The organism is Bacteroides sp. HMSC067B03 (genome assembly GCF_001811315.1).
Classification (GTDB): Bacteria; Bacteroidota; Bacteroidia; order Bacteroidales; family Bacteroidaceae; genus Bacteroides; species Bacteroides faecis.
The window spans coordinates 116,048-130,044 of sequence record NZ_KV804410.1 but is presented as its reverse complement, the minus strand read 5'-3'; the positions used below and the strand labels follow the sequence as shown (position 1 = coordinate 130,044).

The 13,997-nt window shown below is 41.3% G+C and carries 7 protein-coding genes; all 7 read right to left on the bottom strand.

Annotation, left to right across the window (positions count from 1 at the left end):
- Positions 1-145: 145 nt before the first annotated feature.
- Positions 146-1,471: an IPT/TIG domain-containing protein gene (locus tag HMPREF2794_RS18840; RefSeq protein WP_083312131.1), complete on the bottom strand. Its 1,326-nt coding sequence runs from the start codon at positions 1,469-1,471 to the stop codon at positions 146-148.
- Positions 1,472-2,601: 1,130 nt separating this feature from the next.
- On the bottom strand, positions 2,602-4,179 hold the full coding sequence (locus HMPREF2794_RS18835; protein ID WP_070752234.1) for a beta-N-acetylhexosaminidase: 1,578 nt from the start codon (positions 4,177-4,179) through the stop codon (positions 2,602-2,604).
- 59 nt (positions 4,180-4,238) lie between these two features.
- Complete coding sequence (locus tag HMPREF2794_RS18830) at positions 4,239-6,677, bottom strand: glycosyl hydrolase family 95 catalytic domain-containing protein (protein ID WP_010537371.1); 2,439 nt, start codon at positions 6,675-6,677, stop codon at positions 4,239-4,241.
- A gap of 110 nt (positions 6,678-6,787) precedes the next feature.
- A complete protein-coding gene (locus HMPREF2794_RS18825; RefSeq protein ID WP_010537372.1) occupies positions 6,788-7,282 on the bottom strand; it encodes a sulfatase-like hydrolase/transferase in 495 nt (164 codons plus the stop codon).
- Positions 7,283-7,332: 50 nt separating this feature from the next.
- On the bottom strand, positions 7,333-10,020 hold the full coding sequence (locus HMPREF2794_RS18820; protein ID WP_083312129.1) for a glycoside hydrolase family 2 protein: 2,688 nt from the start codon (positions 10,018-10,020) through the stop codon (positions 7,333-7,335).
- 310 nt (positions 10,021-10,330) lie between these two features.
- On the bottom strand, positions 10,331-12,352 hold the full coding sequence (locus HMPREF2794_RS18815) for a RagB/SusD family nutrient uptake outer membrane protein (protein WP_070752197.1): 2,022 nt from the start codon (positions 12,350-12,352) through the stop codon (positions 10,331-10,333).
- Positions 12,353-12,362: 10 nt separating this feature from the next.
- The gene (locus HMPREF2794_RS18810; protein WP_229137690.1) at positions 12,363-13,991 is read right to left on the bottom strand and encodes a SusC/RagA family TonB-linked outer membrane protein; all 1,629 of its coding nucleotides are present in this window, start codon (positions 13,989-13,991) and stop codon (positions 12,363-12,365) included.
- Between the last annotated feature and the right edge of the window lie 6 nt (positions 13,992-13,997).

Below are 13,997 nucleotides of genomic sequence, written 5' to 3'. Positions count from 1 at the left end.
TGGGATAGAGGCTTTACTTCTTACCGCTCTGAAAAACGGGGATAAAGTACTCTCTCACGAATTAAAAATGAATAATCGGCATTTTTTATAATGATAGTAATATATATATTTTCATTAGTGTCTTCTTTACATATGATTATTGAGGTTAACGCAGACTCAGCTTGCGGACGCATCCGGACCCACAATCTGAAATATACAAATCTCCTTCAACAGTCAATCCTAATGGAGTTCCGCTTTGGTTACCTTGAACGCCTTGTCTGCCTACAACGGTAGTTATCATACCTGTATTCATATCTATTTTCCGGATAGTTTGAGTTCCGGCATCTGCAATATACATGCTTTTCTGTCCAGATTCATCTGCTATAATACTCATTTGGTTGTTCCAGCTGAATAAGCAGTCCGTCCGATACCCATTAATTACTTGAGTAGTGCTGCTTCCGTCAGCTCTCACATTAAGGTGTCCGGCATATATTTCTTCTTCCGATTCTGGTTTTGCGACATCTTGTACGCTTATGAGGGATGATACTCCATAAGAAGTATATAATTTCGTCGGATCAGTTGGGCCAAACATCATACTGACAATGTAGTTGTTTTCTGCTTCTGCCACAGATGTATTGTATTTATCATTCTTGATATATTCACATACCATATCTTCAAGTTTGAAGCGGAATAATTGTTTGGTTGCCGTACGGCCATAAAAGTAACCATCTACAGTACAATAAGCTATACAGGATGTGGAGTTGTAGTCAACTTGTTTGTCGGGAGGGTCCTGTGGCTTCAAGTAACGTCGCTTGACTTTCCAGTCGTTGGAAGGATCAATTTCATAAATGACGTTTTTTTGTGTGCTTACAGCATACAGTTTCTCTGTTACTTTATGATACATTACATCATTAACCAGTTCTGATATGATTTTCTTTGACAGGTTCTTTTTCTCACTGATTAATGCAAGACCCCCATTGTGTCCAAACCAAGAATAACATGAATAGTAATTACCTTCCGGATCACAACATCCTACTTTCAATCTCCAGCCTTCAATAGTTGTACTGGCGAGATCTCCGCCAATATTGTATCTACTTCCTGTTTTACCGCATACATTTTCCACTGTAAAACGGGAGATGTAACGGAATTTATTATCAAAAGTAAGAGCATCATTTCCTTTAACTACAGAAATGATGCAGGTATCTCCCGGCAATTTGGGAGCATAGACCATTAGAATATTTCCGACTGCTTGTGAGATGTAACCTTTCTTTTTATTAAAGTAGACTGATAATTTAGAAACATCTGTTCCCAGATTTTCACCTTCTATTATAATTTTGGAGGAAAGATATCCTGAATCCGGATAAAAAGTAGTTAGTTTTAGAGGGCCATTATAATTACTGCCTGATTTATTGTCATCCGAACAGGCAAACTGCGTTATTACGGATAATCCCATAATGATTGGCAGTAAAGTTTGTGTGATTCTCTTTTTCATAAATAGTATTTAAGTATTAACACTCCTTGTCAAGGAGAGATTTAAGTAACTTTATTTACACCAAGGAGAAGTAGAGAACTTCGCTTGATGAAGTTTCTGAACGGATTGCTAAGATGTATTTTCCATGAATCTGATTTTAGGTGAATGATTAAAGTTATATTATATGACTGCCTGTTTTTTTATGGGTATATAGGCAATATTTCATTGTGTTTTCCTAGATATAGGACTTTATCTTACTTTATACTTGATTGATCTTTAATCATGTATGCTTTTGTACTGTTATGCGTACATTAAATGGACTTATTTTTATGAATTCATAAGCATATTTGTTTATTTATTTGTGCTAAAAAAACAATATGTTATATCTTTTTTTCTTCAATTCTGAACTATGCTGTTTCGTTTCTATAAAAATACAAATTGTATCTTAGTTATTGTGGAACTTAATAGTATTATAGGGAGAAAAGATAAATAATAGTCAATGAGTGTATTATGAATAAGAATGACTTTTATTATGTTTTGAGTACTAAATTAGATGCTCAAATTGTAGTATTTTGATGAGTATTTGTTGGAAAAAACATTTTATTAGGAGGAAAATAAAGAAAAAATGAGGTTATTATATCATTCTTTAAAAAAAAAATATATTTGCACACGTAAAAATGAGATTATTGGTGAATACAAACAGTATTGGATCTATTTAAAGACAGAATCAACCAAGTTCCACAAGAACTTATTTGAAATATCAAAGTTGCCGCATCAAAAAAGTGTCCATTCCTTTATTCCGTAATGAATTAAAGCATCTATAAAACGAGAAATACTGAGTCATTATCAGATTCCTACAAAGACCTTTTATTCTCACTTCAATGAGAATAACTTCTCACCCCTATGAGAAAATTTTCTCATAGAGATGAGTATTTTTTCTCATTAAGGTGAGACTTTTTTCTCAAAGGCATGAGAATACTTTGAGAATATAATAATATATATCTGACTGTGTACTAGTATAATAAAGAATAGTAGTATGCTTCCAACTTTATATGCTATTTGAATAGCTACATAAATGTCCTATCCCTAAAAATAGATAGTTTTTGGCTTGTCTAGTTGGAATAGCACTTAAATGGCTTATAATTGAGATTTTACTTCCTGTCAACTATCTCAAAAGGCACACGTACCGAAACTCCTTTCTTCATCAGGTTAGTCAGATTGGGGTAAAGACGTTGTTTGAATGATTCCCAATTACGGGATTTCATTTGTGTCCATCCGGCTTCTGCCAATGCGAAAGCGCGGGGATATGCCATATAAGTTGCCCGGTTTATGTCCCGTATGGCTTCTCCCCATAAAGTTCCCATAACTCCGGTGATATGAGTCTGATCTTCAGCGGACACGCCATATCCCGGGTCGAATTGATACGACTTTTCCAAAGTGGTAACGGGCATGCCCCAATTATTAAACTCGGGAAAATCTCCTTTCAGTTGCGGATAATCCAGATAAGCGTACTCACCTGGTGCCATGATAAGCGGATTACCATGTTTTCGGGTGAGTTCAAGGCATGTAGGCGTCAATCCTCCGCGCCAACTTACTAAAGTCACGTTTTTGGGATAAGGAAAGAGATAGTCGTTGGCAGGTGGATAAATGTTATTCAGTTCGCACCAAAGTATAGGAGTCTTATCGTTTTCTTGGACGAATGAAAGCATGCGGCTGAAAAAAGGAATCATGAGCTGTGATGCTTTCTGATAACCTAGTTCTTTCATCATAGCCTGACAACGGGTACACTTGGTCCAGTTCTTTTCTATTACAGCTTCGTCGCCTCCTAAATGTATATAATCGGATGGGAACAATGAAGATATTTCTTTGATGATATCCTGATAGACGGAATACACTTTCTCATTATTCGCACACAACATTAAATCTGTAGTTTTACCTACTATCTTAGGCAGCGTATCGGTATGAGTACATCCCAATTCGGGATAGGCAGCTAATATAGCTACTGTATGTCCGGGGATATCCAGTTCGGGAATGACCTCGATATTCCGTTGGGCAGCATATTGGATGATTTCGGCAAGCTGCTCTTGCGTATAATAATCTTTGCCGACCAATTTAGGATGTTTTTTTATTTCGACTCTCCATCCCTGGTCGTCTGTCAAATGCAGTTGGAGTATGTTGTATTTGTAACGTGTCATCTGGTCAATGAAGAACTTCACATCATTTACCGGAAGAAAATGACGGGCAGGGTCGAGCATCAGTGCCCGATGAGAAAAGCGGGGCGCATCATCAATGTGGACAGGAGCAATCTCTTTTTGTGCAGTGGCGCACGCGTCACCTAAAAGAAGCTGATCCATCGTCATGATTCCATAATAGACTGCTCCTGCGGTAGCTCCGCTGATAGTTATTCCTTTGGAAGTTATTTCGATACGATAGTGTTCTTTTCCATCCATTGCAGGATCAATTAACAAGCGGATATCAGCATGGCCGGATTCGGAAGCAAGTGGGATTTCTACTTGCATTCTGTCATATAATATATTTTGCAGTGTATTGGCAGTAAACTGCAACTCCGGTTGACCCATATAGATGGCCGTTTTTCCGGAACGGACAGTGAAGGGTTTCCCTTTTACTGAGGTAATCTGATTGGGCATAGGCAACAATGCCGAAGTGTTATTCTGGGCAACCAGATAACCGGCTAAAAAAAGCAGGCAAAGACAAGTATAAATTTTCATGGTCGATTTGGGGGTAAATGTTTTTGTATTCATTAAAAATGGCATAAGTCCAAGTGTTGTTATTTGATTTTTATTAATCCATTCTCTTTGTCATATTTTAGCTGATAGCTATGTCCTTTTACAGTCTTGAACGAGATTGTTTTATCAGCATACTTCACGGTACAATTCTGTCCTGCCTTAGATAGGAGGGTAGCTTCTTTCAAGAGTCCGTCTTTCCATATAATACCTATCTCGAAATTTCCTTTGGCGCATACACCTTGAATTGAACCGTCTTTCCACGCATCCGGCAGGGCAGGCAGTAATTGGATGAATCCCATATGGCTCTGCAATAGCATTTCTGTAATACCGGCTGTGCCACCAAAGTTTCCGTCAATCTGGAAAGGAGGATGTGTATCCCATAAATTATCCATTGTTCCGTTCTTCAACAGATTGCCGAAAAGGGTATAAGCGTGGTTTCCATCTTGCAAGCGTGCCCATTGGTTCAGCTTCCATCCCATACTCCAACCGGTAGCTCCGTCACCACGATGTACCAATACTACTTTAGCAGCTTCTGCCAGTTCGGGAGTAGTGACAGGAGAAACGGTATGCCCCGGATGTAAGCCGAACAGATGGTTTACATGGCGGTGTTCATCTTTCGGGTCATCAATATCAACCGACCATTCCATTAACTGACCATAGCGTCCTATTTTATAAGGGGTGAGATTGGCAAGTACATGTTCCCATTGCTTACGCTCTTTTTTGTCTATTCCCAGTTCTTTACTTGCTTTGATGGCATCCAATAGGATTTCACGGATTACTGCGTGCACAAATGTAGCTCCCTGATCAATCGGACCGTGCTCCGGTGAAGTAGATGGCGCAGCTGTATATGTGCCGTCGGGCTTATGCCATAGATAATCAACTGCAAAATTCGCACTGCTCTTAATCAGTTCATATCCGGTTTCTTTCAGAAATTTCAGATTTTGGGTGTAATCATAATATTCCCAGACATGGGTTGCCAGCCAGGGACCTGCCATCGGATTAAAATTCCATGACATATCCTGACTTTCCAATGGGGTAGTAAAGCCGAAGATGTTGGCGGAGATAGATGCTGTCCATCCTCTTGCACCAAAATAAGACTGAGCGGTCTTTTCCCCCGGTTTCACTAAGGTGCGGATAAAATCGATTAACGGAAGCATACACTCATCCAGGTTTGTAGAGCAGGCCGGCCAGTAGTTCATTTGGATATTAATGTTGTTATGATAATCCACACGCCAAGGCCCGTCTATGTTGTTATGCCAGATACCTTGCAGGTTGGCGGGCATATTGCCCGGTCGTGAACTGGCTATCAGCAGATAGCGTCCGAACTGATAATAGAGTTTTTCCAAGTAGTAGTCCGGCTGTCCTTTCCGATAGTTTTTTAGTCGTTGTTCTGTCGGCAGATTTGCAGTTTTCACTGTAGGATTCAACTCCAGTTTCACCCGGTTGAACAAAGCGGCGTAGTCTTTATAATGCTCGTCCAGTAAGTTGGTATATCCTTTGGCTACTGCATCCTCCATCCATTGCTGCGTTGTTTCAAGTGGATTAACACCGACATATGTTTTAGGATCGGTGAAGTCCGGTGCGAAATTCATTTTATAATCGGTATCAGCAGTGACATAGAACACCGCTTCATCTGCGTCCTTTATTGTAAGTTTTCCATCTGAATTATTCAAAGTTCCGCCTTTCACTGTAGCTTGGATACGCACTGCATATTTCATTCCGTTGTTCTCCAGAAAAGCAGAATAAACAAGACCGTTACTGCCATCAATAGCGATTTGTCCGGTAGACATCGGATTGGGTGCATAACTGAAAATTAGATTCTGCTTACCTGGTTGGTCGGCACTGAAACGCATGACCATTACATTGGCAGGATAAGAAATAAAATAGTTGCGTTGATAAGCCACATTGTCTTTTTTGAATTGGACTACTGCCATTGCCGAGTCCAGCGACAAGATGCGTTTGTATTCGCTCATCTTTACTGTGTTCAATCCGGTTTCTATATAGAACTCCCCCATGGTGGTGAAATTACCGAAGCGGAAAGGCTTTTCTCCGGAATATTCATAAGGAACTTCACTGTTGAAATTCTCCCGTGTCAGCTTTTCTGCTTTCTGCTGGTCTCCCTCTATAAACGCTTTCCGTATTTCATCCAATATATGAGCCGACTGTTTGTTCACATTCCAATAATAATCCGCTCCCTTCGCTGTGTTAGGACCGCCACGCCAGAGTGTTTTCTCATTAAAAGTAATACGCTCCGCTTCTACTGAACCCAGAATATTGGCACCAATACTTCCGTTGCCGATAGGCAATGATTGTGATTCCCAACTGGTGTCTGATTTTCTACCGTGCCAGATTGCTTGTCCTTCCAAAGTGTTAGGGGTATCAAACCAAATAGAAAGTCCTTTAGTGTATTCTATACTTTCTGCATGTCCCGTAAGGAATGTAAATAAAATACAAAATAGAAACGAGCATTTTTTTCTCATCGTCGTTGTGTTTTTATTAATATTAGGTGTATAATGGAAAATATATTAGATGTCGGTCTTGTGACTCACCGCAAAAATAGTAAAAAAACGACTATCTCCTAAAAAAAATATTATTCTTTTCCATTTTGCTCTGGGTTTCGTTCTATATAGTATCTGATTCTTTCGGACCAGGGCTTGTTTTCGAGTGGAAACACATTAGACCGTTCCGCCCATTTATTCCACTTGATTTCCAGCTTTTTTACTAGTTTTGGATACTGGGCAGACAGGTCTTTCGTTTCAAACGGATCGGTCGATAACTCTATTAATTCCCATGGCTCATTCCGGCTGCCACGTACTAGTTTCCAGTGGTCGGAAATAATGGCGCAGTAGCTCTGATGCTCAAAAAACAGATCTCTGCCTGTGTTCTTGAACAGGCTGAAGCGGATACCATTTTCGGCGAGATTATTTATGTTGGGAGTCTGGATTTCACTTCCGTAACAACCTAGGTCGGAAAAGCCCATATCGTCGCATAAAATCAATACAATGTTAGGAGGAGTACTTGACTGGGCTTTTATGCAGGTGAAGCCTGCTCCTAATAAAAATGAAGTATATAATATTCTATTCATATTATTGCAATTTTAATAAGTTTGTGTTTATCCTATTTATAATGTGGTGATTATTCAAAATCACTCTGCTGTTTCTCTACTTCTCTCAGTTTCAGACGGTTTAATTCCTGTTGCAATTCACGGACACGCTTCTCGCAATCGGATGAAACGGTACTGGCTTTTTCATTGGTACGTCTGTCTGTTGATTGAGCTTGTATCATTTCTTCTTTATTCGTGATCAGAGTATATTCTGAGGGGAAAGTGTGGATAACCAGTTCGCTTGAAACCGGTGTATGTTTGCCTTGCCATACCACTGATGTACGAATCTTAATTTCTCCCGGTGTGGTGGTAGATCTTACAAGTACCGGAGCAGTTCCCCAGAGAACCGGACGGGGATTGGTAAAGGTTGCTTCGTCGGCAACAAGTTGCCCCTGCCCTTCAATTTCAAACTTTACTTCGTAATTGTTTAAACGTTTGATATTTCCGTTTTCATCTGCGATAGCTGCTATTACAGTCACGATGTCCGAACCGTCCGCTTTCATTTGTACTTTTTCATCGTCTGCCCAAAGTAATAATTTTGCAGGACGACGCGCAGGAGTTACTTTGTGTGTTGCAACCACCTTTCCATCCATTATTCCTTCTGCCAAGAGATAGGAATCTGCCTGTTTCCCTTTTCGCGCCAGCTTTTTGTCATACATGACATCAAAGACATCTTTGAATGTGATGATTGGCGAAGGCATGCCGGCTTCATTTACCGGCTTATGATAAGTATATTGTTTGCCTCCTTTACAATATGTAAGACGCACTTCGTCGCAGTTACTATATATTGTCACCTCTTTCGGAGAGAAAGGAGTCATGGCGTTGGCTATGTAAACCATCGGTCCGCTATCCGCTATCAGTCCTTTGTTGGGTTCGGCAGGACGCTGGGAACAGAACATATAATAAGATAGCTTAGGCTGTCGGAAAGCATCCATGATTCCTCCGTAGAATGGATCGGGGTGATACCCCCTCTGGTGGTCGAATGAATGCCAGAGGCAACCGCCCATATGCTGTCTGGAAGTTCTGTATAGTGCATCATAACTGGTGAGTTGATAGTCATTTTTGGCATATCCTTGTGCCTGTATCAACATGGGTACTTCTCCCCAGCCACGGTTGGCCCGACTGGGTGAGTTATGAGAATTCCAGTCGTCTACATTATCTCCCCATTCCCGGGTATAATAGCTGATTTTCGGGTCCAGAGATTCGGTATTAAAGGTTCCCCCGCCTCCATTTATAGGATGGGTAAAGTGGATTGGGAAGTATTCATGTCCTCTTGCAGTAACATCACATCCTGCATAACAATAGGGATACGGATATTCTTCGTTGAGAATATCCACTACATTCTTGGCAAAATCCGCAGGATACCAGGTTTCGTTCAATATAGGTTCCCACATCCATACACACGGATGATTCCGGTCTCGGCGTACCATATTACGGATATCACTAAATACCCGTTGAGCAAAAATCGGTTCGTCATTCCAGAACTGCCACCCCGGTGTGTTGACTATAACAAACAGTCCCAGTTCATCACAGGCATCCATAAATGCAGGGTCTTGTGGATAATGGGCATTACGGATGACACGCAAACCGGCATCACGTAGTTTTTTTGCATCGCGCCAGTGAAGGCTGTTAGGTAAAGCATTGCCTATTACAGCGTAGTCCTGATGGCGGTTTGCCCCAATGAGAGGATAAGGATAAGGCTTTCCGTTCAGCCAGAAACCGTCTTTACCTTTGAATTCAACGCTGCGAATGCCAATACGTCGGTAATATCCGTCAATAATGTTTTCGGCTCTATCTTTCACATAAACATGGAGCTTATAAAGGTAAGGGCTGTCGGGCGACCAAAGATGTGGTGTTTCTATGGTTGCCTTGCATGAAGATTGTTTGGCTTTCCCATTATTTACCGACAAATTAGTTTCTTTCGAAAGGACACGATTGTCGTTGTGGTCATAAAGTTCATAGACGATTTTTCCGCTGAATGACTTTTCTGAATTATTGCGTATATGGGCATCCAGTTTTAATAATGCTGATTGCTCGGATACTTTGTCAAAGGAGACAAACAATCCCCCTCCGGCAGTTTCATTTTCATAATTGGGATCGGTGATGAATACATGATTGTGGACTATCATCCAGCAATCCCGGTAAATACCTCCAAAGTAAGCAAAGTCGAGTGCATCTTGCGGTTTTCCGGGAGGATAGGAGGGATCATCGCTGTTATCCGCGCATACGGCAATCACATTATCCTCGCCATAGTTCAGATACGGAGTAACATCTACGATAACAGGCAGAAAACCGCCGAAGTGTTCTTTTAGTAATTTTCCGTTCACCCATATTTTCGACTTTCCCATAATGGCTTCGAAATGGAGGAACTGTTGTTTTCCCTTCCAGCTTTGTTCCGGAGTAAAGTGCTTGCGATACCAGACTTCGCCTTGATAATTGATGCATCCGCTTGCTTCTGTAGGCAGGTATTCTATGCCGTCGGGCAAGGATACGACATCCCAGCTTTTGTCATTAAATCCTGATTGCTCCGCTCCTTTGATGTTTCCTTTATGAAAGCGCCAGGCGGGATTCATACTATATACTGTACGTCCTGTGTTGGATAGTGAATAAAAGCCGGCTGTAGAGTAAGATGGTTGGTAGTTGTCTGCATAAGTTCCTGTTTTTCCGGCTAGCATCAGGCAGATGAGCACCGTTTTCCAGAAGATGAGGGGGTGTTTCATAATTCTTAGAGTTTACTTGATTGAGTTTTTTCTCGTATTAATAATTAGGTTATTTTGTTTTGCTATAGAACTTTGTCTGGGCAAGGTACAAATTTTCCTGTACTTCTAAACATTGGACGCTAAGCTTTATTCTTTCTTAAATATTTGCCTGGTTCGTTTGACAGTCTTTTATTATATGCGGGTGGCTTTGCACGGTAGTTAAAGAAGAAGTATTGCAGAAGTTGTAATTATCCTTATTTCCCTTTTTAGGATAATATATATTGTTGTTATCCAGTCTTTTGCAATAACTTCTTCTTCGTTTTTTAATTTTCTACTCTATATTGTCAGGTCCTTCATTGGCCTGGAGGGGCCATCCCGGATTCTGATAAATAATAGAAGTATTCAGATCATTAGGATTGGAGGCAGTAATTCTGAAGTGCGTGATAGCGATAGGATTCAGATAATGCGCTTCACACCATGAGTATCCTGCATCGTACATAAGATTATTTGTCTTCACAGTGCGGTAAGGGCATAGATATTTACCACTATTCACATAGCTTGAGACATTGGAAGTTTGTCCTTCCGTCCCTTCTTGTACCAGAAGATTTTTTCTATCCTGCATGTACTGATCCTTTAAATCGGATTCCCATATGTTAACTCCTTGAATTACAAAATGCTTAACTTGGTCCAGTGCTCTCCAGCGTTTCAAATCCAGCATGCGCAGACCTTCCGCCAGCAATTCACAACGCCGTTCACGACGGATATTGTATAATAGAGGAGAGACTTGCTTACCTGCCGAATATGCTGCCCAGTCAAGTTCTTTGGAGAGATCGGTATTGTTCACTGTTACTGTGTAGTCTCTCGGCAATCCGGCTCTTTCACGAAGATCTCCCCAATATCCTGCTGCCTCCGAACCTATGGAAGTGCCGTTATGTTCCATACAGTCAGCTTCGATGTAGTTGAGATAGGCCTCGGCTACACGATATACCGGACAACCTTCAATCGCTGTGTTACCATCACGATACCAGTTTCCTGAGAGTCCTTTACGGACCTGATAGCCTGTTACACATCTCTTTTCCGTTATATCCAAAAGTCCTGGAACCTCCGGAAGTAAATCAGGAGTACCATTCATCACATTCGGACTAAGAGTTTCATCTGGTGTCATCAGAAACAGTTGTAAACGTAAGTCCCTGTTTTTACGTACATCCAATAATGACTCGTCTCCTTTGTACTGGTCGGTTGCATAGATCGGTTTGCCATCACGACAAAGGAAACTTTCTACATATTGGCGGGTAAATCCGGTATTTCCGCCGACACGGATATAGAAAGGAGCTGAATGTACAATTTTATAATCGAGCAGATTATATGCACGCCACAATAATATTTCTGAATATCCTTCCAGGCTATTCGCTGAGAACTGAGCAAAATAGGGGTTGCTCATTTTATATTTATCTTCGTCCGTTTTAACTGTTTCATCCATGCAATCTTTCGCTGTATTCTGCACCAAAGCTGCGTTGCCGATTACCTCTTTAGTTGCCTCTTTGGCTTCTTTCAGGAAGAATGCAATTTCCGTGTCGATATTGAAGTCTGCAATGTCTTCTGCTTTTCCCGGCCATCCGCTACCACCCGGTACTAAGGCGGTACCTCTGTGATAAGTCAGCCAGGAGGCTTCGAACAGGGCTGCTCTGGATTTCAATAACAAGGCAGCATTTTTTGTGATTCGGTTCTTGCCACCGGATATATTATTGGTCAGTAAACCGATTGCCTGATCCAAGTCTTCTAAAATAAAGCGTGCTACTTTATGCCGGGGTTCCCGTTTGCTGGCCTGAGTCAGAGGTTCATTTTCATCCGGTAATGTGTTTTTTATAATCGGGAAGTCACCGAAAGTCTCCAGTTTTGACAAGTAATTCTTGGCACGAAGAAAATACATTTCACCAATATAGTGCTTGATGTTTACTTCCGAACCTTCTATCTCTCCTTTTTCAAAACGGGGAACTACTGTTTCGATAAAATAATTAGCTTCACGAATGGCTGCGAAATGCCACGGATCGTTGCTTGCAGGATTATCATAAGCTTCCGGAACTTTCCATTGGCCGGGAATCCACTTCTTATCGTAGTCAGTGGCGGCCTGATTATCAGTTGCATTATCATTCTTCCAGATACCGGCATTAAATCCCTCATGAGTCGTGAAGTTGTAATGCTTTACAGCATAGGCAGCCAAGTCATTTTCGGTAAAGAAAAAGTTGTCCGGGGTTACACTGTCCAAAGGTTCTCTATCCAGAAAATCGTTGCAAGAAGTGAGTATAAAGCTTCCCCCTGTCAGCAAAAATAAGTATTTAATTATCTTTTTCATATGTCATCAATTAAAAGTTAACACTAAATCCTGTGGAGAAAGTATGAGACAGCGGATAAGTCTTTCCCGAACTGTTCGATCCGTCCTTCGCTCCATAACCGGTATTAATCGTTTCCGGGTCAAATCCTTCGGGCAGTCCCGTAAGGGTGAACAAATTTTCTCCAGAGAAGAAGACCCGTAAGTTGGAAATACCAATTTTACGAGTAATCTGGGCAGGTATGGTATATCCTATCTGCAGATTCTTCAACCGTATATAGGCAGCATTCTGAAGATAGCGGGTTTGCGTCTTTTGATTTTTAGCAAAATTGTCAACCAATATACGCGGGAAATAGGCATTCTTGTTAGCGCTCCAGAAATCATCACCTTCCTCGCGGAAGAAATCAAGATGAGAAGTAAAGCAAGCCGACTGCCAGATACCCCCTGTGGCTCCCCAAAACATATTGTCGTTCAGCCAGGCATCACGTTTCGCCACTCCCTGAAAGAATAAACGTACATCAAAACCTTTCCAGGATGCATTTAGATCCAGTCCAAACCGGAACCGTGGAGAAGTATTACCGATGACCTTTTTGTCACCCGGATCGTTAAGGGTAGCTCCATCGGAAATCTTACCGTCGCCATTCAGGTCCCGATACATGATATCACCAGCGCCCCAGTTAGTTCCCAATGCATCCTGTCCACCTTTCGGAAGTGAAGCAAGATGAGCATCCATTTCCTCCTGACTCTTGGTTATGCCAATTGTTTCAAATCCCCATATATCACCGTTATATTTACTGACATACCAAGTAGCTATTTTGCCTGTAGTATTAGGATATTTCAAGATTTTCTGACGGTCATCGGAAAGTAACAGGTGTACTCCGTAATCAAAATCTTTAATACGATCTCTCCATCCCAAATCTAATTCAAAACCGGTAGACTGCATATCTGCATTGTTCATTTTAGGTACATTCGCCCCTAAAGTTACGGGAAGTTCGGGAGCCGGTCCTACCATATTAATCGTCTTTCGGTTGAACCAGTCGAAGCTTACGGTCAGGCGGTTATTCAACATACCTAAGTCAAAGCCTATATTCCATGACCGCATGGTTTCCCAGCCTAATAACGCTGAAATCAAATCCGGTGCATTCGCTGTGTTGGGGCGACTGTTGCTGATTAGCCAATGGGAATTAGGATCTTGAGCAACAAACTTCATTAACTGGATATACGGATATAGATTTTCCGTATTCTGGTTGCCCAGCTCTCCCCAAGAACCACGGATTTTTAGAGTATTGATGATATTGCCGGTAGATTCCATGAATGCCTCACGTGCCACATTCCATCCGGCAGAGAAGGAAGGGAACAAGTTCCAGCGTTTATCTTTTGCAAAACGTGAAGTTCCGTCATACCGGAGATTAACCTCCAACAGATACCGTTCTTTATAATCATAATTGAGTCGACCGAAGAACCCGGCTGTAGCCCAATGTGTCAGTTTGGATTTATCGATTGTCGATTCACCCGTAGCCGCATTAATATTAGGAACAGATTCTGAAATCAAGTCCAATTTGGACGCCTGTAACTGCCGCCATTTATTCACTTCGGCTTGGAAACCGACCATTCCTTTCAGATGGTGTGCATCGGCGAATGATCTGCTGTATTCACTGTATATGTTTGC